Origin of the sequence: Streptomyces sp. R35, assembly GCF_041053035.1 — a bacterium.
In the GTDB taxonomy this organism is placed as follows: domain Bacteria; phylum Actinomycetota; class Actinomycetes; order Streptomycetales; family Streptomycetaceae; genus Streptomyces; species Streptomyces lutosisoli.
This window is the reverse complement of record NZ_CP163440.1, coordinates 4200525-4223205: the sequence shown is the minus strand read 5'-3', so window position 1 is coordinate 4223205 and position 22681 is coordinate 4200525. Positions and strand designations below refer to the sequence as shown.

Sequence of the window (22681 nt, the reverse complement as noted above, 5' to 3'; positions counted from 1 at the left end):
GATCCGAAGGGGCCCCTAAAGATCGCTCCCCACGATCTACGGCCGCCAAGCCACCCGATGCTCCCCGAGATGCGACAACACCGCGTGATTGGCCTCCCAACCGTCGGGGAACTTCACGGTGACCCCCAGCTGCACCGGCTCCGTCGACGGGTGGTCGTCCAGTAGCTCCGTCACCCCCGCCCGGCACACCACGATGCACGCGTGCCGATGCCGGGACGCGAGCACGCACAAGCGGCCCGTCTCCAAGTGGAACGCCGTCGCGTCGGGCCGCCCCGACAGCGGATGCAGCACCACCGTCACATCGAACTCCCGCCCCTGAAGACGGTTCGCCGTGTCGACGGTGACGTCCAGGACGCCGAGCTCCGCCAGCGCGGCCCGTACGGCAGCGGCCTGGTCCCGGTGCGCCGTGCCGACGGCGATCCGGTCGGCCGTCAGCGGCACCGGATCGTCCGCCCGCTCCGACGTGGCCGCGCCACCCCGGTCCAGCAGTCGGCGTACGACCTGCGCCACGGCCCGCACCGCCTCGGGATCCGTACGAGGCGTGTGCCGGGCCGGCAGCTCCAGCAGCCCCCAACCCGCCTCCGTCGCCTCGTCGATGACCCGGTCGGGACCCGAACCGTCCGAGACGACCGCGAAGTTGAGGCGACGGTCGCCGTGCCCCGTGCCACTGCGGAACGGCGTATACGGGTAGAACGCGTCCGAGACCAGCGGTGCCGCCGACGCGGGCAGCCGCCACGACACCGGGAGGCGGTGCTGCGGCAGCTCGGGATTGTGGGCGAGCAGTGTCGTCACCGCGGACGCCGAGGGGTCGTACGACAGCCCCGCCCACTGCTCGGAGCCCACGGTCGAGAAGGGGTCCAACTGTCCCGGGTCGCCCACGAACAGCGCGCGCTCGAAGAGCCCGGCCACGGCGAGCAGCGCGTCCGACCGCATCTGGTACGCCTCGTCGACGATCGCGTGCCGCCACGGCTCGACGCCCTTGACGTGAGCCCACTTGGCGGCGGTCGAGATGACGACGTCGAGGCCCGCCAGGTCGGCAGCCTTCGTCGACTTGCGGACGTTCGGAAGGCCGTCCAGCGCCTTGTCGTAGGGGTCGGTGTCGCTGCTGTGCAGCCGTCCGACGGGCAGCTCGGGGTCCTTTTCGGCGAGCCGCACCACCAGGTCGTCGACCTGGGCGTTGGTCTGCGCGATGACCATCAACGGGCGCCCGGCGGCGGCCAGTTCCAGGGCCGCGCGTACGACCAGGGTCGACTTCCCGGCACCGGGCGGGGAGTCGACGACGACTCCGCGATGCGTGCCGTGGAGTGTGTCGTGCAGGATCGCGTCGGTGGCGCGGGTCGCGGCGGCACCCGGGTCGAAGGTGGTGGTCACAGGACGTCCTCCTCCGTCACCGGGTCCGGCAGGGGTACGGCGTCGGGCTCGCCCGGCGGCCCTCCGTGCGTCCACGGTGTCTCCTCCGGGTCGGGCAGTTTCGCCCCGCCCCGCTGCTCGTGCTCGAAGAGCGTGAAGCAGACGAGGTCGCCCTTCTCCGGCACGGAACCGGTCTCGGGCTCCTTGCCGCGCCCCATCTTGTCGACGATCCGCAGCACGACAGCGACGTACCCGTCAGCGCTCCCGTCGGCGGCGCCTCCGGCACCCCCGTCCTCGTATCCCCCCTCGTGCCCCACGAACTCCGCGGCCTGTGGCTTTCCGCCCAACGACCGGTACACCTTGGCCCGTTCCCCCAGATGCGGGCGGTCCTCCGTGCGGACGGTCACCAGGGGGCGCGGGCTGGGGCGCTTGCCTTCGCTGTACGCCATCACGACATCCGTGACCTCGCCCGCGAACGCCTCCCCGGCGAGCCGACGCCCGGCCATGACGAGCGGGTCGTCCAAGGCCTCCTGGGCTTCCAGACGGGCCTGTTCGCGCTCGCGCGTCGCGAGCTTGTTGGCCGCGGTGACCGCGTCGTCGCGGCGCGGCTGCGGCGGTTCGCCCGCGGTGACCCGGTCGCGGTGGCCGGTGAACGACCAGCGGTCGCGGGTCCAGCGGTCGGTGGCGTGCGCGCCCTCGGGGAGCGTGCGCAGCAGGTCGAGTCCGCGCCACACCGCGTCCCAGGTGGGCCGGGTGACGCTCGCGACGAGGGCGTGGATCTCCCGCTCGGCGGCGGTGAGCGCGCCGAGCCGGTCGTCCGCCTCGATGCCGTCCTCGGCGGCGGCGAGCGCCGTACGCGCGCGGTCGTAGCGCTCGATGGCGGGGGCCAGCAGCGTGTTGTCGAAGGCGGGGTCGGTGGCGGGTCCGGCCGGCGGGCAGACGAGCTGGCCGCGGGAGTCCCGGCGCAGCTCGGCGTGGAGTGCGGCCGCCGCACCCGACTCGCCGTCCGGCGGGTCGATCCAGGCGAGCAGCGCGCCGAGGTGCTGGTCCTCCAGGCTGCTCTGCCCGGTGGCCCAGTGCCGGGACAGTACGTCGGTGAGGGCGAGGAGGAGGGCGGAGCCGGGCACCCGGGCCCGCTCTCCATAGTGCGTCAGCCAGCGCCCGAGCAGCGGCACGCGGGGCGGCGCCGGATGGGGCGCCTCGGGATCCTGCTCGGCGGTGCGCCTGAAACGCATGGAGCGCCCGAGCAGCCGTACGAACTCGATGCCCGACCGGCTCGGCACGATCAACTGGGGCGCGTCCGCGCACAGTTCGACCTCGACCTTGACCCGCTTGCCGGTCTCCGGATCTGTCTCGTTGCGCTCGGCCGCCTCGACCACGTCCGCGTACGCGTCGATGTACGGCAGGACGACATCCGCCAGCTCGGCGAGGAACGCGAACCGCAGATCCCGGTCCCGGGGCTGCGGCACGACGAGCAGCCGGGGCGCGTCCCGGTCCGTGCCGACGAGTGCCCCGAGGGGGGCTCCCGCCTCACCGGCGGTGATCAGCGGCACGAACACCAGTGGCCGCTCGGTGAGATGCCGGTGCCGCACGGTGGCGGCGGCCTGAGCCCGCCCGCTCTCGACGGCTTCCAGACGGGCGAGGGTGGCGATCAGTGACATACGGCCGCCCCCTCCCGGTCGCTGGGGAGCGCCAACGCCTCGGCCCTCGCGGCCTGGGCTCCCAACGCCTCGGCCCGCAGCCGCGCCGCTCTCCTCAGTGCCGCGACCGCCGGGTCGTCCGGATCTCCCGTCTCACCGTGGGCCGCCGCCAGGACGTCTCCCACCGTCGTCAGCCCGCCCAGTTCCGCGCGCAGTGAGCGGCCCAGGGACGTCACCGCGCCCTCCGCGCGCGAGTGGTCGCGGCAGTGGAAGGCCAGTTCGCAGGCGGACAGGCACTCGGGGGCGTAGGTCGCGGGGACGGATTCGACGGCCGTGGTCAGGTCGGCGGCGGGGAGGTCGGGGGAGAAGCAGGTGCCCTCGGGGAGGGCGGCGGCGATGTCCTCGACGCGGGTGAGGCGGGCGAGCTGGCGGCGGGTGACCGCGCGCTGCTTGCGGACGTCGACGGCGGACGCGGTCGGGAGGTTGGAGAAGTCCTTGGGACAGACCAGGAGGACCCGGTGGCGGACCTCGGGGACGGGGTCCAGATGGGCGGCGACCTGCTCCAGCGCCAGGACGTACACCGCGGACTGGCGCGCGGCCGCGCCCACCTTCGCCGGGTCCGCCGAACCGTCGAGCATTGGGAAGGACTTGATCTCGACGACCGTCCAGCCGCCGTCGGGGTGCACGACCACGGCGTCCGGCTCCAGGAAGGCGGGGGAACCCGCGACGTCGAGGGCGAGCATCGGGTGGTCGAGCAGGGTCCAGGTGGCGGCCGCGGTGGCCTCGCGCAGCGCGAGGGCCGTACGCGCCGCGCGTCCCTCGGGGCCGACGGCGCTCAGGTCGGGGACGACACCCGCGGCGGGCGGCTCGGCGCCGGGGTCCAGCTTTTCGTGCACAAGCCGCAGCAGCTCCGCGCCGCCGTCCGCCTTGACCCGCGCCTCGAACGCGTTGCCCCGCATGAAGGCGAACTGCGACATACCGAAACCGGACGGCGAACCGAGCGCACCGGCCAGCTTCGCCTTGTCGACCCCCGCGCCGTCTAGGAGGGCGCGCCGGTCGCAGCCGGGGTTCGCGGCGAGCGCCGCGAGGGCGCGCGCGTCGAGGGCCTTGGGCGGTACAGCCGGACCGCGCAGGTCAGCGAGTCGCTGCCGGAGCGCCGTCCCCCGCGTCCGAGGGAGAGGCATCCGGCTCGGCTCCCGGCCCGGTTCGGGACTCGCGCTGTCGGGGAATTCGCTCACCCGTGGAAGTCTGGCACCCCGCACTGACAATTGGGGAACCTGCGCCCCGCGAGGCACCCACGACCCGCGGGAAACGGGCGCCCAGCCGTGTCTTCAGCCGGTCCGCCAGACGCATCACCAACGGCGTCAGCAGCAGCCCGATCCCCATCACCGACGCACCCGCGACGGCGTCGAGGAAGTAGTGGTTCGCCGTGCCCATCACGACGATCGTGGTGAGCAGCGGATACGCGACACCCGCGACCTTGGCGGCAGGCGTGCGGCCGTACCGCCACAGCATCACTCCGCACCACAGCGCCCAGCCCACGTGCAGGCTCGGCATCGCCGCGTACTGGTTGGTCATTCCGCCCATACCCCGCGGCGCGCTCGCCTCGCCGCCCCACCAGCCGTACGAGCTGTACTGGGCCATCGTGTCGACGAAGCCATGGCCGGGGGAGAGCAGCCGGGGCGGGCAGGTCGGCAGCAGGGTGAAGCCGATCAGGCCGATGAACGTGGAGGTCATCAGCCAGGTGCGGGCCGCGCGATAGCGCACGGTCCGGGAGCGGAAGAGCCAGATCAGGATCGCGGGCGTCACCATGTAGTGCAGCGACGCGTACCAGAAGTCGGCGGGCACACCCAGCCAGGCCTCACGGGTGAACAGCCGGTTCAGCGGGTGTTCGGCGTTGAGGCGGAGGGCCTTCTCGACGCGCAGGATCTCCAGGCCGTGGTGGACGGCGCTCGAGGTGTCGCCCCGGGCGAGCAGCCGGCCCGCCGAGTACGACGCGTACACCATCACGATCAGCGGCAGTTCGGTCCACCAGCGGAGCCGGGCGTGCGGTGCCCCGGCGTTGCGCAGGTCGGTCCACCGGCGAAACCGGGCGCGTGGTGCCGCCTCGGTACGCAGTGCATCGGTCTGCGGCATCCGATCGCCCTCCCCCATCTGCTTGCGGTGACCCGCCTGTCCGCCCCGCCAGTCTTCACAGTCTGCTGACGACGATCTGTGGCCACATCCGATTTTACGGTGTATGTGAACGCCCTAAAGAGGCGCCCCCGGTCCTCAAAGACGCGGAGATCGCCCGGCGGGTTGCCCGTCGCGCCGGTGAGCGATGATGGAGTGACCCACCCCTCACTCCTCGTTGGGTGATTCACCCCTCACTCGTATCACTCGTCCCGGAAAGGCTCCTCTTCATGGCACCGCGCATCCTGCTGGCCCGGCACGGACAGACGGAATGGTCGCTGTCCGGCAAGCACACGGGCAGGACCGACGTCCCGCTCCTGGAGGAGGGCCGGCGCGGCGCCAAGCTGCTGGGGGAGCGGCTGCACCGGGCACCCTTCGACGGCCTCTCCGGGCTCGAGGTACGCACCAGTCCGCTGGCACGCGCGCGTGAGACGTGCGAACTCGCCGGTTTCGGTGAGCGCGCCACCACCTGGGACACGCTCATGGAGTGGGACTACGGCGCGTACGAGGGCATGACCCCGGCCGAGATCCAGGGGATCCGCCCGGGCTGGTTCATCTGGCGCGACGGCGTCCCCGAGGGCGAGACCCTGGAGGAGGTCTCCGCGCGCGCGGACGAGGTCGTCGCCTGGGCCCGCGCCGAGGACCGCGATGTCCTCGTATTCGCCCACGGCCACATCCTGCGCTCCATAGGCGCCCGCTGGCTCGGCCTCCCCCTCGACTTCGCGGCCCGCATCCGGCTCAACCCGACCTCGCTGTCGGTGCTCGGGTGGGCCTACGGAGAGCCCGCGATCGAGACGTGGAACGACTGCGGACACCTGACCGCGTAACCCCCCGGCGGCCGTTGTCACGCCATGCGCGGCAGGCTCGCGTGGCGTTCCAGGAACGTCGACACACCCGAGGCCCTGCGGTGCGGGAGCAGCACACGGGCCGTTCCCGCCAGCATGGTCTGGATGCGGGACGACTGGACCTCGCCCAGCAGGTCCAGGACGCGCAGACCGGCGAGGGCGGCCTCGTCGGGGCGGCCGCCGCGCGCGAGGTCGTCGGCGAGTTCGGCCATGTAGAGGGCGATGTTGCGGGTGAAGTGCGGGTCCTGGAGCTCGGCGGCGCGGCGCGCGTGGCGGGCCGCGCGGGGCCAGTCGCCGAGCGTCGACCAGCACTGCGCCTCCAGACCCTCCAACTCGGCCTCTCCGTAGAAGGTCATCCACTCGGGATCCGTCTCCGAAGGACCCCGTTCGTAGAGCGCCTGCGCGCGCGCCAGTGCCTGTTCGCACCCCGCGCGGTCGGCGAGCCCCGCCCAGCCGCCCGCCTCGCGCAGCGCGAGCAGGGACAGCAGGCGCGGGGAGCCGAGGGGGCGCGCGGCGCGCTGCGCCGCCTGCGCCGCGCGCACGGCCTCGCGGGGGCGCCCCGCGTCGCGCGCGAGAAACGCGGTGTTGCAGAAGGCGTGCGCCTCCAGGCCCGGGTCGCCCGACATCCGGGCGGTGGCGAGCGCCTCCGCGTAGTGCGAGCGCGCGTCGTCGAAGCGCCCGGAGTCGTGTGCCAGCCAGCCCACGGAGATGGCCAGTTCACCCGCGCCCGAGTACAGCCGGTCGGTGGTCGACTGCCGGGTGGTGCCCGCGTCGAGCAGCGCGTACGCCGTGCGCAGCGGGGCCGCCGCGCGCCGGTAGAGGCCGTCGGCCCCGTGCCGGTCGTCGAGCAGCCGGATATTGCGTACGGCCTCTTCGAGGGCGCCCGCCTCGGACGTACCCGCCCGGTGGACGCGCCGTTCCGCGGCCGCGGAACGGCCGCCGAAGGCGACCGCGAAGGGGCCCAGTGAGGCCGCCGCCACGGTGGCGGTGCCTCCAGTCATGAATGCGCGACGTTGCACGTCGCTCTCCTCGTGGTTCTGATCGTGGTCCTCGTACGGGTCGTACGTGTCATGCGCGCCGTGCGGGTCGTACGGGATCTGGATGTGGTGCGGGTCGTGCGGGATCTGCGCGTGGTGCGTGTGGTGCGGATCCGGCGTTTCATACGTCTCGTACGCCCCCTCCGTCTCATGCGAGGCGTGCGAAAGGCTCGTGGAGTGCGCAGGGGGCGCCTCGTCCGTGCCGCGCGCCCCGCGCCCGCGTACCGATGAGCGGGGCGCGAAGCCCAGGTCGGTGAGCGTGCGGCCGGGGAACATGTGCAGGAACACCCGCTCGTACGCGTAGTTGGGACAGCGGATCTCGCCCGCCTCGACGCGCCCGATGTAGCGCGCGTCGCAGCTGACCCGCTCGCCGATCTCGCGCGCGGCCCGCCGTACCGCCGCGGCGAACTCGCCGGGCGAGCGCTGTGCGCGCAGCCGCCGGAAGGCGAGGTTCGGCCGCGGTGGCCGGGGGAACTGGGACGAGGTCACCGATGACAACGTCATGGCCGGGCCCTCTCTTGCGAACCGTCGAACCATGCCGGACGCAAGGCGAGTTGCCCGGGTTGTGCCCAGTAGGTGCCTTGCTTCCAGCGCGGCAAGAACGTACCTGCTGTCACAGCGCCGCCACGCTGGGTTTGGCTACAAACCGGATATCTCATCCACGATCTGCCATGAACTGCCATCCTTTGCGGCGGTGTTCCGCCGTAGCCGTTGACGTCCTGGCGCGTTGAACTCTGCGGACCGGGAGCCGCCCGAACTCCCGACCCACTCGTCATGAGGAGGGGTTCCGTTGGAGGCCGGGATGGAGACCAGGCAGAGCACCGAGTTCCGTACTTCGCTGTCGACCGCGCAGCACCGGCCGTCCCCGGAGTGCAGCGCTCCACCACAGCCGGTCGCCGAGTGCGACCTGGTGACCGTTCCCGCACGGCAGGGGCTGGAGGCGGTCGACATCCTGCGCCGTGGCTCCTGCGACGCCGTCGGGCCCGTACTGCACGACGACGGCTGCGACACCCTCGGCTTCCTGGTGCCGCCCGGCACCGCCGACGCCTGGGACGTGCCCGGCAGCATCTGCACACAGACCAACGGCCGCGGCCTCAGCCTGGCCCCGGAACCCCCGGTCGAGGGCTCGGACTGGCTGCTGCCGCCCGGCGAGGCGGACCTCGCCACCGACCCGGCCGTGCTGCGGGCCGCGCTGGGCGAGGCGGCCCGGCTGATCGAGGCCGCCGACAACCGTCAGTGACGTCCAACCGTCAGTGACGTCAGCCGCCAGTGACGTCGGCGGACCGCCGCTGGCGCTGTCCGGACAGCGCCACTGAGCCGTCCGGACAGTGCTGCTGGGCTGTCTGGACAGCACAGGGCAGCCGCTGCTGCGCCGACCTGCCCGTACGCCCCGATAATGGCGGGATGGCAAGGGCGAGGAACAAACGGTCGGACGACAAGCGGTCGGACGATGGGCGTGAGGCGGGGCGGGGCGCCCGGCGCGGGCAGGCGTCCGCCGAGGCCGTCGTCGAGCCGGTCGACGGCGGGCTCGCCCAGCTGCTGCCCGACCGGGACCGGGCGCGCGCCTGGACCCTGCTGATCGACGGCGCCCCGCAGTCGCACGTCGACCTCGACGACCCCGCGTACCTGAGCTTCGAATACCAGCGCCGCCTCGGCCATGTCATCGACCTCGTCGCCCCGCCCGGCAAACCCGTGCACGCCGTGCACCTCGGCGGCGGCGCCCTCACCCTCGCCCGCTACACCGCCGCGACCCGCCCCCGCTCCACCCAGCAGGTCGTCGAACGTGACGCTGCCCTCGTCCAACTGGTCCGCCGCGAGCTGCCCTTGGACCCGAACGCACGCATCAGGGTGCGCTCCATGGACGCCCGCGAAGGTCTCGCCAAGGTGCCCGACGGCTGGGCGGACCTGGTGATCGCGGACGTGTTCAGCGGTGCGCGGACGCCGGCGCATCTGACGTCCGTCGAGTTCGTCACGGACGTACGCAGGGTGGTGAAGGCCTCAGGCGTCTACGCCGCGAACCTCGCCGACGGGCCCCCGCTCGCCCATCTCCGCGGCCAGATCGCCACCGTGGCGACCTCCTTCCCCGAACTCGCCCTGGTCGCCGACCCGACGGTGCTGCGCGGCAAACGCTTCGGGAACGCGGTCCTCGTGGCCTCCGGCCACCCGCTGCCGATCGCCGAGCTGACCCGCCGCGCGGCCTCCGACCCGCACCCCGGACGCGTCGAACACGGCAAGGAACTCACCGACTTCACCGGAGGCGCGACGCCGGTCACGGACGCGGCGGCGGTGGCGTCACCGGCGCCGCCGCCGTCGGTGTTCCGCTAGGGCCAGTTGTCATCGGCAGTCGTCAGTAGTTGCCGATTTCCACGTGCGGCGGTCCGTCGTGCCAGGTGCAGAACACCGACACCCGGTCCGCGCCCGAGGTGAACTCCACACGGATCCACGACTCCGTCTTCCACACCTGCATCGACCAGCCCGAGCCCGGCGTCGCGGACACCAGCGTCGCGGACGTCTTGCCGAGATCGAAGACCGCCCGGCCGCCGTCGGTGTCATAACTCTTGATCTGGCCGGACGAGGTGGGCGAGGGGGAGGCGGAGCGGGAGGGGGAGGCGCTCTGGGTCGCCGACTTCGAGGGAGTGGAGGTCGGCTTCCTGGTTGTCGCGGGCGGCCTCGACGCGCTCTTGGACGGCTCGGCCCGTTGCGTCGAGGAGGCGAGCGGCTTCGACCCCTGCGTCGTCGCGTCGCCCGCCGTGATGGGCAGGGCCCGCGGCGGGTCGTACGCCGTCCCCGCCATCACCGTGTGGACACCCCACCACGACAGCGTGACCGCCGCGCCCGTGGCGAGCGACCAAGCCAGTACGTGTACGAGTCCTCTGCGCATCGCGGGCCATACTGCACCACCAGCCCCACGGGTGTCGCACTGCTACGTCACAGTCGGAGTTGTCCACAGGTACCGACAACAGGTTGTCCACAGGCATCGGACGGCATCGCCCGGATGGCGTACGGTGCCGCCCATGGCAAGTGTGCTCGTGGTCGAGGACGACCAGTTCGTACGCTCAGCCCTCATCCGGCATCTGACCGATGCCGCGCACACCGTGCGCAGTGTCGGCACAGCCCTTGAGGCGCTGCGCGAGGTCGCCCATTTCTCCTTCGACGTCGTCATCCTGGACCTCGGTCTGCCCGATCTGGACGGGTCCGAGGCGCTGAAGATGCTGCGCGGAATCACCGATGTCCCAGTGATCATCGCCACCGCGCGGGACGACGAGACGGAGATCGTGCGCCTGTTGAACGACGGCGCGGACGACTACTTGACCAAGCCGTTCTCGGTCGAGCACCTGTCGGCGCGGATGGCGGCCGTGCTGCGTCGCTCCCGGGCAACCACGGGCGAGGCGCCCCCGTCGACGGTGATCCGGGTCGGCGGGCTCGCCATCGACCCGCTGCGGCGCCAGGCCGAGCTGGACGGCGTACGACTGGATCTCACGCGGCGCGAGTTCGACCTGCTCGCCTTCCTGGCCGGGCGGCCCGGTGTCGTCGTGGCGCGCAAGGAGCTGCTCGCCGAGGTGTGGCAGCAGGCATATGGGGACGATCAGACCATTGACGTCCATCTGTCGTGGCTGCGGCGGAAGTTGGGTGAAACGGCCGCCCGGCCGCGCTATCTGCACACCCTGCGGGGCGTCGGCGTGAAGCTGGAGCCGCCGAGGGTGGAGCCGCCGCTATGAGGTGGGCAGCGGTCGAGGGGCGGGCGTCATGAGGGGGGCGTCATGAGGTGGGCGCTGGTCAAGGTGTGCGTGGCGGTGACGACCATGGTCGTGGTCGCCTTCGCGGTCCCGCTCGGGCTCGTCATCAAGGAGATGGCCAGGGACCGGGCGTTCTCGAACGCCGAGCGGGAGGCCGCCGCCGTCGCGCCCGCGCTCTCCATCACCACCGATCGGGACCAGCTGGAGCGGGTCGTCGCCTCCGCCGGCTCGGACGAGGGTATGGCCGTGCACATACCGGCGGGTGACGGCGCCAAGGCGGTCGACATCGGGCGGCAGCGCGCCGCGGGCAAGGACATCGCGACCACCCGGAAACTGGGCCGGGCCTCCACCACCGAGGTCCCCGGCGGCTCCGCCCTGCTCCAGCCCGTCGCGCTGAGCTCCGGCGAGATCGCGGTCGTCGAGGTGTACGTCCCCGAGTCCGAGGTCAGCAACGGCGTCGGCACGGCCTGGGCGGTACTCGCCGCGGTCGGCGTCGCGCTCATCATCGGCTCGGTCGCGGTCGCCGACCGGCTGGGCGTACGGATGGTGCAGCCCGCGCAGCGCCTGGTCGAGAGCGCGCATGAGCTGGGGGAGGGAAAGCTGGGGGCCCGGGTGCCCGAGGAGGGGCCGACCGAACTGCGCCTGGCGGCGGTCGCGTTCAACTCCATGGCCGACCAGGTCGTACAACTCCTCGCGAACGAGCGTGAGCTGGCCGCGGACCTGTCCCATCGCCTCCGTACGCCCCTGACCGTCCTGCGCCTCAACACGGCCTCGCTCGGCGACGGACCGGCCGCCGAGCAGACCCGGGCCGCCGTCGCGCAACTGGAGCGCGAGGTCGACACGATCATCCGGACGGCCCGCGAGGCCAAGCCGCAGACAGCGGCGATAGGTGTCGGCGCCGGGTGCGACGCGTCCGAAGTCGTACGCGAGCGGATGGACTTCTGGTCGGCGCTCGCGGAGGACGAGGGCCGCAAGGTGCGGGTGGCCGGCGTCGACCGTCCGGTACGCATACCGGTCGCCCGCGCCGACCTTGTGGCCGCCCTCGACGCGCTGCTCGGCAATGTGTTCCGCCATACGCCCGAGGGCACGGCCTTCGCGGTCGATGTGCACAACGGTGAGGACGCGGTGATCGTGCTGGTGTCGGACGCCGGGCGGGGGATCGTGGACCCGGAGGCGGCGATGGCGCGCGGACGGGGTTCCGGCAGCGACGGGTCTACGGGGCTGGGGCTGGACATCGTGCGGCGGCTCGCGGAGTCGACGGGTGGGGATGTGCGGATCGGTTCGTCCGTGCTGGGCGGCACTGAGGTTCGTATCTGGATCCAGCTGGACGGGCGGGAGCCTCTTCGGCGGGGACACCGGGGGAGGACGGTACGGGGGCGCCGGCGCGGGGCGGGTGTGGGCTGAGGCCCGGTTGTTCCGCTGCGCGGCGTCTCCAAGTGGCCGAATTGGTCTCTACCTTTAACCAACCCCGATGCCTTCCTTAAGCGCACCCTAAGATCCTCAACCCCCGCCCGGATGAAGCGGTTTGCCCGATTCCGGATCGCTAGCGTGCTGCCGCACCCACCCCTGGGAATCCCCTGTGGAATCTCATGTGATCCCCCGTGAATCCGCGAAGGCAGGCACGCGATGAGCAGCACGCACCGGCGCAGCAAGGTCAGTGGCAGGAACAAGGCGATAGGCGGCATCGTCGCCGCGGCCGTGGTCGGCGGTGGCGCCTTCCTGTTCACCGGCACAGCGCAGGCGGCCGGCGTCGGCGCGGCGTACACCAAGACCAGTGACTGGTCGACGGGTTACACCGCGCAGTACGTCATCACGAACGACAGCGGCCAGGTGAAGACGGACTGGACGCTGGAGTTCGACCTGCCGACGGGCAGCAAGCTCAGCTCCCTCTGGAACGGCGAGTCCACCGTCAGCGGCCAGCACGTCACGGTGAAGCCGCCGTCCTGGGACAAGGACGGTCTGACGGCCGGCGAGTCCGTCACCGTCGGGTTCGTCGTGAACGGCACCGCGGACCCGACGGGCTGTCTCATCGACAGCGTCAAGTGCTCGGTGGACGACGGCGCGACGCCCGAGCCGAGCGGCCGCCCCACGGAGTCCGCGACCCCGACGGCCACGCCCACCGCGACCGCCACCGCGTCGCAGAGCGCGACCCCGACCGCCACGGCCACGGCCACCGCGACCGCGACCGCGACCGCTTCCCCCTCGCAGAGCTCCGGGAGCGGCAGCACGACAACCGCCGGTTTCGCGCCCTACGTCGACACCTCCCTCTACCCGGCCTTCGACCTGGTCGCCAGCGCCACGGCCACCGGCGTGAAGGACTACAACCTGGCCTTCATCACGGACGGCGGCAGCTGCACGCCCAAGTGGGGCGGTGTGACCGACCTCGCCAGTGACGGGGTGGCGTCGCAGATCGGTGCGCTGCGCGCCAAGGGTGGCGACGTCCGGGTCTCGTTCGGCGGGGCCTCCGGTTCGGAACTGGCGACGACGTGCTCCTCGGCGGACGCGCTGGCGACGGCGTACGGGAAGGTCGTGGACGCGTACAACCTCACCAAGGTCGACTTCGACGTGGAGGGCGGCGCGCTGCCGAACACCACCGCGAACACGAACCGCGCGAAGGCCATCGCCAAGCTTCAGCAGCAGCACCCGAGCCTGGACGTGTCCTTCACCCTCCCGGTCATGCCGGAGGGCCTGACCCAGGACGGCGTGAACCTGCTGTCCAACGCCAAGTCGAACGGCGTGAACATCTCCACGGTCAACATCATGGCGATGGACTACGGCGCCTCGTACAGCGGTGACATGGGCACCTACGCCGAGCAGGCCGCCACGGCCACGCAGGCGCAGGTCAAGAGCGTGCTCGGGCTGTCGGACAGCGCGGCGTGGAAGGCCGTCGCCATCACCCCGATGATCGGCGTCAACGACGTCTCGTCCGAGATCTTCAAGGTCGACGACGCCTCGCAGCTCGTCACCTTCGCCCAGTCGAAGGGCCTCGGCTGGCTCTCCATGTGGTCCGCGACCCGCGACAAGCAGTGCTCGGGCGGCGCGAAGAACTACGCCGACGCGACGTGCAGCTCGATCGTCCAGGACGACTCCGCCTTCTCGAAGGCCTTCGGCGCCTACAAGTAGGACTTGTAGGACTTTGCCAGCCAGCGCCTACACGTAGGACCTTGCCAGTCGGCTCCTACGCGTAGGCGGTCCCACCACGGGGGAAGGCGCCCCGGCCGGAAATCCCCCCACCCGGCCGGGGCGCCGATTTCTGATTGCCGAGTACCGAGTACCGAGTACCGAACTCCTGCGGTCGTGAACGTGTCGACACCATCTCCCCGGAGCCGATCACGCCGAATTCCTGGACCGCACCGCCGAGTTCACACCGGGTGCCGCGGGTCATGAGACGGACTCGCGCGGACGACGGCCTGGTCGCCTCGGGGCCCGAAGAGGTGCAGGATCTCTACGGCGCTGGTGTTCGCCGGGCCGAACCAATGCGGTTCTCTCGTGTCGAACTCGGCCACTTCGCCGGGGTGGAGTGTGCAGTCGCGTTCGCCGAGGATGAGGCGTAGTTCGCCGGCGAGGACGTAGAGCCACTCGTAGCCGTCGTGGGTCACGAGCTTTGGCTCGCGGGGTGCCAGTACCTGTTTGAAGACCTGCACCCGGCCCGGGTACTGGGTCAGGGGTACGAGGACGCTGCCGTGGCTTTTGCGCAGGGGCTTGAGGTGGACCCGGGGGTCACCGCTGGCCGGTGCGGCGACCAGTTGGTCGAGTGCGATGTGGTGCTCGCGTGCGAGCGGGATGAGCAGATCCAGGGTCGGGCGCCGTTTGCCCGACTCAAGACGGGACAGCGTGCTCACCGACAACCCGGTCGTCGCCGCGAGGGCCTCCAGGGTGAGCCCACGGTCCCGGCGCAGTGTGCGCAGCCGGGGGCCGATGCCGTCGATGATCTGTTCCAGTTCCGCGTCCACAGGGTCCAGTTTGCAGCCTTCGCAAATTTGATGGGCGGCGGTGGTCGTCCGGGCCGAGCCTGGCGGGGCAGGCGCTCAAGCGCCTCCGGACGTGAGAGGTGGACCAACCGTGACCGCGACGACTCATCCCATTCAGCTTCAGCCCATGGTGAGTGCGCGCAGGCGCTGGACCGTGCTGGCCGTCTGCTGCCTGAGCATGTTCCTGGTGGGCCTGGACACCACCATCGTCAACGTGGGACTGCCGGCCATCGGGCGCGGTCTGGGGGTCGGGACCCGTGGTCTTGAGTGGACCGTGGACGCGTACACCCTCGTCCTGGCGAGTCTTCTGATCTCCTCGGGTGCGCTGGCGGACCGGTTCGGGCGTCGGCGGGTGTTCCAGTCCGGGTTGGCCGTGTTCGGTGCGGCCTCGCTGGTCTGCGCGGTGGCCCCTTCGGCGGGCGTGCTCATCGCCGCCCGTGCCGTTCAGGGGATCGGCGCCTCGATGCTCAGTCCCGTGGCGCTGGCGATCGTGGTGAACGCGATGCCCGACCCGAGGGAGCGGGCGCAGGCGATCGGTGTGTGGGCGTCGGTCTTCGGGCTCAGCATGGCCGCCGGCCCTGTCACGGGCGGCGCCCTCCTCGCCGGCTTCGGCTGGCGGTCGGTGTTCTGGATCAACCTGCCGGTCATCGTGGCCGCCCTCGTGCTCAGCGCGGTGTTCGTGCCGGAGTCCCGGGCGCAGCGGGCGCGGCGGCTCGACCTCCCGGGTCAGGCCCTGCTGACCGTGGTCATCGGGGTCTCGGTCGGTGTCCTCATCGAGGGGCCGCGCGTCGGCTGGGCGTCGCTTCCGGCACTGGGCGCGTACGTCGTCGTTGTCGCGGCGGCGGTCGGATTCGTGTGGGCCGGGACCCGTCGGAGCGAGCCGCTGATGGACCCGCGGCTCTTCCGGAGTCCGGTGTTCAGCGGTGCGGTGCTGGGCGCGGTGGCCGTCTTCGTCGCCCTGAACGTGACCCTGCTGCTCAACACCCTCTATCTGCAACACACCCGGGGATGGACGCCACTGGCCGCCGGGGTGGCGACCTTGCCCATGGCGGCCGGAGCGACCGTCTGCGCACCCTTGTCCGGCCGTCTGGTCGGCCGTACGGGACCGCGGCTGCCGCTGCTCCTGGCCGGCGGCTTCATCACGGTGGGCGGACTCTGCCTGGTCGGGCTCGACCAGCACACGAGCGTGCTCCTGCTCCTGTTGGCCTACCTGCTCATCGGCATCGGGTTCGGCTTCGCCAACGCTCCGATCACCAACACCGCGGTGAGCGGACTTCCTCCCGCCCGAGCCGGCGTGGCCGGAGCGATCACGTCCACGGCACGCCAGTTCGGCTCCGCCCTCGGCATCGCCATCGCCGGCGGCCTGGTCGCGGGTACCACCCCGACGGGGCTCGCCCATGCCTCCCGTCCGGGCTGGATCCTGGTCGCGACCTGCGGACTGTCCCTGTTCCTGGTGGCTCACGCATCGCGGCCGAAGGAGGGGCCGAAGGAGGGGTCGAAGGACGGGCAGGCCTCGCACGGCTAGGAGGGCGCCGTCGCGACCGACTCCAGCGCTCCCAGCACCCACGCCACGTTTTCCTTCTTCGTCACGATGACGACCGGGGTTTCGCCGTCACGGCACTCGATCACCACGCTCTCGGCGGCGTAGTCGCCGTTGTGGGGGTCCGTCCAGTAGGGCGGGCGGACGCGTACGGGGATGAGGGTGGCGGGGACGGGGCGGCGGGCGAAGGCGCCGGTCGGGTCGGGGGTGGTCAGGAGGACACCGGGGGCCGCTACCAGGTAGCCGCCGCCTCCGGCGCTGTAGCGGCCCTCGCCCAGGACGGAGCCCGCGAAGCACTGCTCCGAGGTCGGGGCGGACGGCGTCACCTCGATGGTGTCGTCGTCCTTCTGCCGCCGCCGGAGCACGAGCGCGGCCACGGTGCAGGCCAGCAGGACCACGCCCGCGGCCACCGCGACGTACTCCAGCGCGGTCCAGATCCCGTGGGTCACGAGGGCCACGACGGCACTGGTCGCGGCGAGCGTCAGTGCGCCCGTCATGGGGAGGCCGAGCTGCCAGGGGGCGCGCAGGGGAGACGCCATGGAGCGCCGGGCCCACCAGTACCCGGCCCAGAGCGGAGCCAGGCCGAAGAAACCGATACCGAGACTCGCGGCCAGGCGGGGCCGGTAGCTGCCGCGCGGGTCGGCGTGCGTGGACAGGCGTCCGGCCGGGAAGTCGACGTACCGGATCTCGCCCCGCCAGAGGGTGACGTTGACGTGGGTTCCGGACCAGGCGGTCGGGGAGCCAGGGGTGTGACCCTCGATCCAAGCGCTGTCCTTCTTGCCACCCGGCTCAGTGACGTACAGCCAGTACGACGCCCCCCTGTGCTTCGTGTCCCGCTCGGCGCGGTCTATTCGTGCCGTCACGGTGCGCAGGCAGTCCTCGGAGCCGCCGGTCGAGACCGTCCGCGTCGGACAGGCCACCGCCGCCCTGAACTCCCGTTCCTCGGCAAGCGCACCGCGCACGTTCACCAGCAGCAGCCACGCCGCGATCAGCAGCAGGACACCGCCGATGGCCGCGGGCCACGTCGCCGACGGGTGGGGCCTCTTGGGGAGCGCACTGCCGGCTCTTCCAGACAGAGGGTCGCCCTCGTCGTCCTGGCCGTCCTTGTCATCCTCTGCGCGTGTCACCGGACAATTCTGCGCCTCCCTCCGCATCACCTTCCACGCTCCGGGTGCCAAGGAAGCGTTAAGGTCAACAGCCGTCTCACAGTGGGTACTTACGGTGCGTGGTGGCGCCATTGGGCGGACAGCGCGGCTGCGGGCAGGCGCTGGTTCTCGGAGTCCCGGGGGACCCAGATGCCGAAGTCGGTTTCCAGCTGTTCCAACACCTGCCGTGGGCCCAATGGTTCGCCGGGTGGCCAGGGGAGGGCCAAGGGGTCCGGGCCGTCGTCGTAGTGGCGGAAGAGGGGGTCGAAGGACGACAGGGTGCGGCCGTCGACCGCGTACTCGACCCGCTGTGTTGCATTCACGTCCGTACTGGCCGCCACCACGCGGGTGCCTCGGGAGAGGGCGGGCAGGTAGTCGCTGGCCGATACGTACGAAGTGGAGGCCTGTATCGCGAAGGACCAGGCCCCGGCCGGGCCCGCGCGGATGATCGCGTTCGCCTCGGGACGGAGGAATCCCAGGGCGTCGAGGGTCTCCTCGTCAATGCCGTCCATGTCGTCCAGGTCGTACGGCTCCTCCATCGAGTTGCCCACCTCGATCAACTGCGCCACGTCCCGCGTCAACGGGTAGAACGCCTCCGGGCTGCCGCCGAGCCGCACCAGGATCTCCTCGGGGGCGAGTCCCTCGCAAAGAATCACGCTGTAGCCGAGGGGATACGCCTCGGCTATCCAACCGAGCCCGTCACCGGTCAGCATCCGCTCCTCCGTCCCTCCTTGACCGCGTGGATCAGTCCGGCCAGGGCGTTGGGTGTGGTCGTGGCGATCTCGTACGGCTGGGCGCTTTCGCGGAGGTGGATGTGGGCGCCGGCCGCCGCTGCCGCCAGTTCTACGCAGTTGCCTTCGCCGCCGGTGCTGAACGAGGACTTCTGCCAGGTGAGGTGGGGCATCGTGGTTCCTCTCAGGGGAGGGCAGTACCCTGCGGGACGATCACATCTGAGACAGGGTTCGTGTTCTTTCCAGGACGGCGGTACGTCTGATGGCCCGCACCCGGCCCTTCGCCCAGCGCGCGGCGATTTCCTTCAGCATGGCCGCGGCGGGGATGACCGTGACCTCGCTCGTGACTGAGCATGCGTTTCCGTCGGCTGTCGAGGTCGGGACGTTCGTCGTTGTCTCGGTGGTCCTGATCGCCGTGCTCGCGCCGGTGGTCCGGCGGCGCGTCAAGGTCGCGCGATCCGAGCGGTCTTGAGGGCGCCGAGCAGTCCCGCGAGGGCGTGGGGCGTGGTTGTGGCGATCTCGTGGGGCTGGTCGCTTTCGCGTAGGTGGATGCGGTGAGGGGCTGCTGCCGCCAGCTCTACGCACTCGCCTTCGCCGCCCCCGCTGAACGAGGACTTCTGCCAGGTGAGTTGGGGCATCGCTGTTCCTTTCAGAGGGCGTACATGACGTGCTGGATCAGGCTCAGTGAGTCGCGAGACCTGTGTGTTTCCGGCGCTGACTCGGGGTCGATCGACGGCAAGGCCAACTCGGAGAGCCGCTCGAACATCTTGGCGTACTCGTCGAGTTGGTCTCCATCCCGCAGGAAGAGCGAGTTCGTCGGGTGCTCCAGATACACGGTGTCCAGTTCGGGGGTTACGCCACCAAAGATCGCGAATGCTCGACTGTACGCAGAGTAGACACCCGCCTCGAACGGGAAGACCTGCACGGTCACGTTGGGCAGCCGCGACACCTCAATGAGTCGAAGTAGCTGCTCGCGCATCACTTTTGGTCCGCCGATCTGCGCATGGAGCGCGGCCTCGTAGATGACGGCGCGGTACGTGACGGGGGTGCCCTCAGCCAGGATGCGCTGCCGGGCGAGACGGAACTCGACGTATCGATCAGCCCGTTGAGGGTCGGACTCCGTTTCGCTGAGCACCGCCCTGGCGTACTCCTCGGTCTGCAACATGCCGGGGATGAACAGTGGCTCGTGCGTGCGCAGGACGGCCGAACGAGATTCGAGTTCGGCCAGATCTCGGGCCGTTGGGCCGGCGGTGTCCTTGAACTCGTCCCACCATCCCTTGCCGCGCTCGCCGGCCATCTGCATGATCCCCTCGAACAGAGGGCCTGGCGGGCAGTCGTACTCACGCAGGAGCATGTAGAGCCGGTTGCGCGAGACGTCGACGCGACCCGCCTCAATGTTGCTGATCCGCGCGCGGTCCGCGTCCAGTAGGGCGCCGGCCTCGTGGCCGGACAGCCCCGCACGGTCGCGCAACTTGCGCAGTTCCAAGCCGAGCCTGCGCTGGCGCTCGCTGGGGTTGCTCCTGGGTGGCATGCGCACCTCCTCCGACTGCAGTCTGCACAGTCGAACTGCCATGGTCCACAAGGTCGTTCGCCAGTCACTCACACAGGTGACTCAACCCGGAAACCCTTGTTACTTCATGAATGGGTTCCCTACCGTCGTAGTCGTCCCAACCACCCCGCGCCTCGAGGAAGTACCCCCACCCTCGCCCCAGTTGAGGACCCCCGGACCTGGTCACCACGTGCGCGCCCCAACCTCAAGGAGCCCCCCATGGAGGACCCCCCACACCCCCTCCCCACCCCCACCGATGTCTCCCTCGTCTTCCCACCCCACCCCATCTGGGTCCACACCGCCCGCCAAACCATCCGCACCCTCCTCACCGCCTCCCACCGCCCCGAACTCACCGACACCGCCGTCCTGTTGACCTCAGAAGCCGTCACCAACGCCATCAACGCCTGTGCGGGCAAAGGCTGCACCACCCCCGTCACCCTTTACGCCGGCTGGACGGACCCGTACCGCCTCCGCGTCCTCATTCACGACGAAGCCCCGGGCACCCCCACCTGCCGTACCCCCGATCCCGACGACGAGGACGGCCGCGGCATACAGCTCATCTCGTACGGCGCCGACGCCTGGGGCGTGTGTGCGCACGGCCCCGGCCGGGGCAAGGCCACCTGGTTCGAGCTGGGGCGCAGCCCCCAACTCGGCATGCCCATGGCTATATAGTGTGCGGCCGGGTCGATCTTGGCCCGTGCCATCACTCGGGCTTCGGCCCGTGCCATCACTCGGGCTTCGGCCCGTGTCACCACTCTGGCTTCGGCCAGGTTCATCACTCGGGCTTCGGCCCGGTCACCACCCGGGCCTCGGCCCGTATCACCACTCGGGGGAGTCGTGCTTTCCATCCGTCATGCCCTTGGCACCGCCATGCTCGTTTCCGTGGCGCTGACCCTCACCGCCTGTCAGCCCGGCGAGACCGATGACACCGGTGCCGCCGGCAGCAGCGCCAGTCCGAGCGCCACAGCCTCCGCGGGCGCTACACCCACCGCCAGTCCTGCCGCCTCCGCGAGCGCGGACAACGGCTCCTGCCCGACCATCGCCAAGGGCCACAAGGTCATCTGGGTCAACAACGTCGAAGGCGCCATGAACAACGTCATCGCCAAGGACGCCAAGATGCACTGCGACCCGAAGTCGGACGCCGGTGCCGCCTACGAGCCGGTCGGTGAGCCGAAGACGTACTCCATGGCCTCGGGCGACACCAAGGTGACCGTCATCAGCAAGAACGACATGAAGCAGAAGACCCTCACCGCCCAGGACGGCGGCATCGCCCACGTCAAGACGTGCGCGGACCCGAACGGGACCTCGTACGACGGCGGTCAGGCCTCGGCGGACACCAGTGACTGCTGGGGGATGAACTTCTACGACGTCGCCGTCGGCGCCGACAACAAGATCACCGCGATGACCGAGGTCTACTCCTCGTAAACAGCCGTGGATCGCCGGGGCGCGGCACCCCCCTCAGGTGCCGCGCCCCGTCCCCCGCGATCCCCCGCGCCCCCCGGGCACCTGGTCTATTCGGCGGCCGTCACCGGCGGCAGCGTCCCCGTCCGGGCCGCCTGCCGGTACCAGAGGGCGCTCGACTTCGGCGTACGGGCCTGCGTCGCGTAGTCCACGTACACCGCGCCGAAGCGCTTGCCGTAGCCGTACGCCCACTCGAAGTTGTCCATCAGGGACCAGAGGTAGTAGCCGCGGACGTCCGCGCCGTCGGTGATCGCCCGCCGTACGGCCGACAGGTGGCCGTGCAGATAGGCGATCCGCTCCGGGTCGTGGACACGGCCGTCCGGGTCCGGCTTGTCGTCGTACGCCGCGCCGTTCTCCGTCACATACAGCGGCAGGCCCGGCGCCTCCCCGCTGTAGCGCATGATCAGGTCGTGCAGGCCCGTCGGGTCGATCGTCCAGCCCATCTCCGTACGCTCGCCCGGGGTCTGATGGAAGGCGACGTCGTCCGCGCCCGGCCAGGGGGAGAAGGAACTCGCGCCGTGGCCGTCGGCGCGCGGGCCGTCGGCCGATGCCGCCGCGGCCGACACCAGCGTCGGGGTGTAGTAGTTGAGGCCGAGCGCGTCGAGCGGCTGGTTGATCGCCGCCAGGTCGCCGTCCAGGACGTACGACCAGTCGGTGACCGACGACGTCGCCGCCAGCAGGGTCTCCGGATAGGCGCCGTGCAGCATCGGGCCGTGGAAGACACCGTTGGCGAGGTCGTCGATGCGCCGGGCGGCCGCCAGGTCGGCAGGGTCCTGGGAAAGCGGCCTGACCACCGAGGAGTTGAGGCTCACCGCGACCGAGTTGCGGGCGGGCATCGTGGCGCGGAGTGCCGAAGTCCCGAGCCCGTGGGCCAGGTTCAGGTGGTGGGCCGCGCGCAGGGACGCCACCGGGTCCGTACGGCCCGGAGCGTGCACCCCGGAGCCGTATCCCAGAAAGGCGCTGCACCAGGGCTCGTTGAGGGTGATCCACTGCTCGACCCGGTCGCCCAGCGCGTCGCCGACGATCTGCGCGTACTCGGCGAACCGCAGCGCGGTGTCGCGCTCGGGCCAGCCGCCGGCGTCCTCCAGCTCCTGCGGAAGGTCCCAGTGGTAGAGGGTGACCGCCGGCTTGATGCCGTGTGCGAGCAGCTCGTCGACCAGGTTGCGGTAGAAATCCAGGCCGCGCTGTACGGCGGGGCCGCGGCCGGTCGGCTGCACGCGCGACCAGGAGATCGAGAAGCGGTACGCCGTCAGGCCCAGCTCCGCCATCAGGGCCACGTCGTCGCGGTAGCGGTGGTAGTGCTCGACAGCGATGTCACCGGTCTCACCGCCGGCCGTCTTGCCGGGCGTATGGCTGAAGGTGTCCCAGATGGAGGGGGTGCGGCCGTCCTCCCGCACCGCCCCCTCGATCTGGTACGCGGAGGTGGCCGCGCCCCAGAGGAAGGCGGGAGGAAAGGTCACAGGGGTAACGGGCTCAGGCATGGAAGCGCTCCCATAAGGGGTC

23 protein-coding genes are annotated in these 22681 nt (G+C 71.1%); 10 read left to right on the top strand and 13 right to left on the bottom strand.

Annotation, left to right across the window (positions count from 1 at the left end):
* Positions 1 to 36: 36 nt before the first annotated feature.
* Genes AB5J50_RS19295 through AB5J50_RS19280 form a run of 4 tightly spaced genes read right to left on the bottom strand, consistent with a single transcriptional unit; the run spans position 37 to position 5126 of the window.
* Positions 37 to 1371: an AAA domain-containing protein gene (locus tag AB5J50_RS19295; RefSeq protein WP_369259675.1), complete on the bottom strand. Its 1335-nt coding sequence runs from the start codon at positions 1369 to 1371 to the stop codon at positions 37 to 39.
* Positions 1368 to 3011 (bottom strand): hypothetical protein, encoded by a 1644-nt coding sequence (locus AB5J50_RS19290; RefSeq protein ID WP_369259673.1) that lies wholly within the window; start codon positions 3009 to 3011, stop codon positions 1368 to 1370. Before AB5J50_RS19290 ends, AB5J50_RS19295 begins: the two co-directional genes overlap by 4 nt.
* Complete coding sequence (locus AB5J50_RS19285; RefSeq protein WP_369259671.1) at positions 3002 to 4174, bottom strand: hypothetical protein; 1173 nt, start codon at positions 4172 to 4174, stop codon at positions 3002 to 3004. Before AB5J50_RS19285 ends, AB5J50_RS19290 begins: the two co-directional genes overlap by 10 nt.
* Positions 4125 to 5126 carry a phosphatase PAP2 family protein gene (locus tag AB5J50_RS19280; RefSeq protein WP_369259669.1) on the bottom strand — a complete coding sequence of 334 codons (1002 nt, stop codon included), beginning with the start codon at positions 5124 to 5126 and terminating at the stop codon, positions 4125 to 4127. Before AB5J50_RS19280 ends, AB5J50_RS19285 begins: the two co-directional genes overlap by 50 nt.
* Before the next feature lie 266 nt (positions 5127 to 5392).
* Between AB5J50_RS19280 and AB5J50_RS19275 the strand changes: the two genes are divergently transcribed.
* Positions 5393 to 5989 (top strand): histidine phosphatase family protein, encoded by a 597-nt coding sequence (locus AB5J50_RS19275; RefSeq protein WP_330304810.1) that lies wholly within the window; start codon positions 5393 to 5395, stop codon positions 5987 to 5989.
* 17 nt (positions 5990 to 6006) lie between these two features.
* Here AB5J50_RS19275 and AB5J50_RS19270 read toward each other — a convergent pair whose 3' ends face one another.
* The gene (locus AB5J50_RS19270) at positions 6007 to 7548 is read right to left on the bottom strand and encodes a hypothetical protein (RefSeq protein ID WP_369259667.1); all 1542 of its coding nucleotides are present in this window, start codon (positions 7546 to 7548) and stop codon (positions 6007 to 6009) included.
* Between the two features lie 298 nt (positions 7549 to 7846).
* Here AB5J50_RS19270 and AB5J50_RS19265 point away from each other — a divergent pair, with 298 nt between their 5' ends.
* On the top strand, positions 7847 to 8284 hold the full coding sequence (locus AB5J50_RS19265) for a hypothetical protein (RefSeq protein WP_369259665.1): 438 nt from the start codon (positions 7847 to 7849) through the stop codon (positions 8282 to 8284).
* Positions 8285 to 8448: 164 nt separating this feature from the next.
* Positions 8449 to 9369 carry a fused MFS/spermidine synthase gene (locus AB5J50_RS19260; RefSeq protein ID WP_327428947.1) on the top strand — a complete coding sequence of 307 codons (921 nt, stop codon included), beginning with the start codon at positions 8449 to 8451 and terminating at the stop codon, positions 9367 to 9369.
* Positions 9370 to 9391: 22 nt separating this feature from the next.
* Here AB5J50_RS19260 and AB5J50_RS19255 read toward each other — a convergent pair whose 3' ends face one another.
* On the bottom strand, positions 9392 to 9925 hold the full coding sequence (locus AB5J50_RS19255) for a hypothetical protein (RefSeq protein WP_369259663.1): 534 nt from the start codon (positions 9923 to 9925) through the stop codon (positions 9392 to 9394).
* A 133-nt stretch (positions 9926 to 10058) separates the two neighbouring features.
* Here AB5J50_RS19255 and AB5J50_RS19250 point away from each other — a divergent pair, with 133 nt between their 5' ends.
* The 3 genes from AB5J50_RS19250 (at position 10059) to AB5J50_RS19240 (ending at position 13904) form a co-directional block, all read left to right on the top strand.
* On the top strand, positions 10059 to 10763 hold the full coding sequence (locus AB5J50_RS19250; RefSeq protein WP_327428945.1) for a response regulator transcription factor: 705 nt from the start codon (positions 10059 to 10061) through the stop codon (positions 10761 to 10763).
* A gap of 42 nt (positions 10764 to 10805) precedes the next feature.
* Positions 10806 to 12185, top strand: coding sequence for a sensor histidine kinase (locus tag AB5J50_RS19245; RefSeq protein WP_369259660.1), 1380 nt, complete (start codon positions 10806 to 10808; stop codon positions 12183 to 12185).
* 222 nt (positions 12186 to 12407) lie between these two features.
* On the top strand, positions 12408 to 13904 hold the full coding sequence (locus tag AB5J50_RS19240; RefSeq protein WP_369259658.1) for a cellulose binding domain-containing protein: 1497 nt from the start codon (positions 12408 to 12410) through the stop codon (positions 13902 to 13904).
* A 239-nt stretch (positions 13905 to 14143) separates the two neighbouring features.
* Here the strand turns inward: AB5J50_RS19240 and AB5J50_RS19235 are convergent, their stop codons facing one another.
* Positions 14144 to 14734: a helix-turn-helix domain-containing protein gene (locus tag AB5J50_RS19235; protein ID WP_369259656.1), complete on the bottom strand. Its 591-nt coding sequence runs from the start codon at positions 14732 to 14734 to the stop codon at positions 14144 to 14146.
* 109 nt (positions 14735 to 14843) lie between these two features.
* Here AB5J50_RS19235 and AB5J50_RS19230 point away from each other — a divergent pair, with 109 nt between their 5' ends.
* Positions 14844 to 16277, top strand: a complete 1434-nt coding sequence (locus AB5J50_RS19230) for an MFS transporter (RefSeq protein WP_369259654.1) — start codon at positions 14844 to 14846, stop codon at positions 16275 to 16277.
* Here AB5J50_RS19230 and AB5J50_RS19225 read toward each other — a convergent pair.
* The 3 genes from AB5J50_RS19225 to AB5J50_RS19215 form a co-directional block, all read right to left on the bottom strand.
* A complete protein-coding gene (locus AB5J50_RS19225) occupies positions 16274 to 17419 on the bottom strand; it encodes a hypothetical protein (RefSeq protein ID WP_369259652.1) in 1146 nt (381 codons plus the stop codon). The two genes, AB5J50_RS19230 and AB5J50_RS19225, sit on opposite strands and share 4 nt — an antisense overlap.
* 89 nt (positions 17420 to 17508) lie before the next feature.
* Entirely contained in the window at positions 17509 to 18150 is a 642-nt protein-coding gene (locus AB5J50_RS19220; protein WP_369259650.1) for a DUF6461 domain-containing protein, read from the bottom strand.
* Positions 18144 to 18341 carry a DUF397 domain-containing protein gene (locus tag AB5J50_RS19215; RefSeq protein WP_369259648.1) on the bottom strand — a complete coding sequence of 66 codons (198 nt, stop codon included), beginning with the start codon at positions 18339 to 18341 and terminating at the stop codon, positions 18144 to 18146. Before AB5J50_RS19215 ends, AB5J50_RS19220 begins: the two co-directional genes overlap by 7 nt.
* An 89-nt stretch (positions 18342 to 18430) precedes the next feature.
* On the opposite strand from AB5J50_RS19215, the gene AB5J50_RS19210 reads away from it, so the two are divergent.
* A complete protein-coding gene (locus tag AB5J50_RS19210) occupies positions 18431 to 18640 on the top strand; it encodes a hypothetical protein (RefSeq protein ID WP_369259646.1) in 210 nt (69 codons plus the stop codon).
* Here AB5J50_RS19210 and AB5J50_RS19205 read toward each other — a convergent pair.
* A complete protein-coding gene (locus AB5J50_RS19205) occupies positions 18612 to 18806 on the bottom strand; it encodes a DUF397 domain-containing protein (protein WP_369259644.1) in 195 nt (64 codons plus the stop codon). The two genes, AB5J50_RS19210 and AB5J50_RS19205, sit on opposite strands and share 29 nt — an antisense overlap.
* An 11-nt stretch (positions 18807 to 18817) precedes the next feature.
* Positions 18818 to 19741: a helix-turn-helix domain-containing protein gene (locus AB5J50_RS19200; protein WP_369259642.1), complete on the bottom strand. Its 924-nt coding sequence runs from the start codon at positions 19739 to 19741 to the stop codon at positions 18818 to 18820.
* Positions 19742 to 19936: 195 nt separating this feature from the next.
* On the opposite strand from AB5J50_RS19200, the gene AB5J50_RS19195 reads away from it, so the two are divergent.
* Entirely contained in the window at positions 19937 to 20389 is a 453-nt protein-coding gene (locus tag AB5J50_RS19195) for an ATP-binding protein (RefSeq protein ID WP_369259640.1), read from the top strand.
* A 210-nt stretch (positions 20390 to 20599) separates the two neighbouring features.
* Complete coding sequence (locus AB5J50_RS19190; RefSeq protein ID WP_369259638.1) at positions 20600 to 21142, top strand: hypothetical protein; 543 nt, start codon at positions 20600 to 20602, stop codon at positions 21140 to 21142.
* An 86-nt stretch (positions 21143 to 21228) separates the two neighbouring features.
* On the opposite strand, the gene AB5J50_RS19185 is transcribed toward AB5J50_RS19190, so the two are convergent.
* On the bottom strand, positions 21229 to 22659 hold the full coding sequence (locus AB5J50_RS19185) for a GH1 family beta-glucosidase (RefSeq protein WP_369259636.1): 1431 nt from the start codon (positions 22657 to 22659) through the stop codon (positions 21229 to 21231).
* Positions 22660 to 22681 lie beyond the last annotated feature (22 nt).

Bases quoted from the DNA above. Each gene is read 5' to 3' on its own strand.
- AB5J50_RS19215 (WP_369259648.1), bottom strand. From the start codon at position 18,341: ATGCCCCACCTCACCTGGCAGAAGTCCTCGTTCAGCACCGGCGGCGAA.
- AB5J50_RS19205 (WP_369259644.1), bottom strand. From the start codon at position 18,806: ATGCCCCAACTCACCTGGCAGAAGTCCTCGTTCAGCGGGGGCGGCGAA.
- AB5J50_RS19255 (WP_369259663.1), bottom strand. From the start codon at position 9,925: ATGCGCAGAGGACTCGTACACGTACTGGCTTGGTCGCTCGCCACGGGC.
- AB5J50_RS19280 (WP_369259669.1), bottom strand. From the start codon at position 5,126: ATGCCGCAGACCGATGCACTGCGTACCGAGGCGGCACCACGCGCCCGG.
- AB5J50_RS19240 (WP_369259658.1), top strand. From the start codon at position 12,408: ATGAGCAGCACGCACCGGCGCAGCAAGGTCAGTGGCAGGAACAAGGCG.
- AB5J50_RS19210 (WP_369259646.1), top strand. From the start codon at position 18,431: ATGGCCCGCACCCGGCCCTTCGCCCAGCGCGCGGCGATTTCCTTCAGC.
- AB5J50_RS19285 (WP_369259671.1), bottom strand. From the start codon at position 4,174: ATGCCTCTCCCTCGGACGCGGGGGACGGCGCTCCGGCAGCGACTCGCT.
- AB5J50_RS19250 (WP_327428945.1), top strand. From the start codon at position 10,059: ATGGCAAGTGTGCTCGTGGTCGAGGACGACCAGTTCGTACGCTCAGCC.
- AB5J50_RS19195 (WP_369259640.1), top strand. From the start codon at position 19,937: ATGGAGGACCCCCCACACCCCCTCCCCACCCCCACCGATGTCTCCCTC.
- AB5J50_RS19185 (WP_369259636.1), bottom strand. From the start codon at position 22,659: ATGCCTGAGCCCGTTACCCCTGTGACCTTTCCTCCCGCCTTCCTCTGG.
- AB5J50_RS19265 (WP_369259665.1), top strand. From the start codon at position 7,847: ATGGAGACCAGGCAGAGCACCGAGTTCCGTACTTCGCTGTCGACCGCG.
- AB5J50_RS19290 (WP_369259673.1), bottom strand. From the start codon at position 3,011: ATGTCACTGATCGCCACCCTCGCCCGTCTGGAAGCCGTCGAGAGCGGG.
- AB5J50_RS19260 (WP_327428947.1), top strand. From the start codon at position 8,449: ATGGCAAGGGCGAGGAACAAACGGTCGGACGACAAGCGGTCGGACGAT.
- AB5J50_RS19200 (WP_369259642.1), bottom strand. From the start codon at position 19,741: ATGGCAGTTCGACTGTGCAGACTGCAGTCGGAGGAGGTGCGCATGCCA.
- AB5J50_RS19220 (WP_369259650.1), bottom strand. From the start codon at position 18,150: ATGCTGACCGGTGACGGGCTCGGTTGGATAGCCGAGGCGTATCCCCTC.
- AB5J50_RS19245 (WP_369259660.1), top strand. From the start codon at position 10,806: ATGAGGTGGGCGCTGGTCAAGGTGTGCGTGGCGGTGACGACCATGGTC.
- AB5J50_RS19275 (WP_330304810.1), top strand. From the start codon at position 5,393: ATGGCACCGCGCATCCTGCTGGCCCGGCACGGACAGACGGAATGGTCG.
- AB5J50_RS19270 (WP_369259667.1), bottom strand. From the start codon at position 7,548: ATGACGTTGTCATCGGTGACCTCGTCCCAGTTCCCCCGGCCACCGCGG.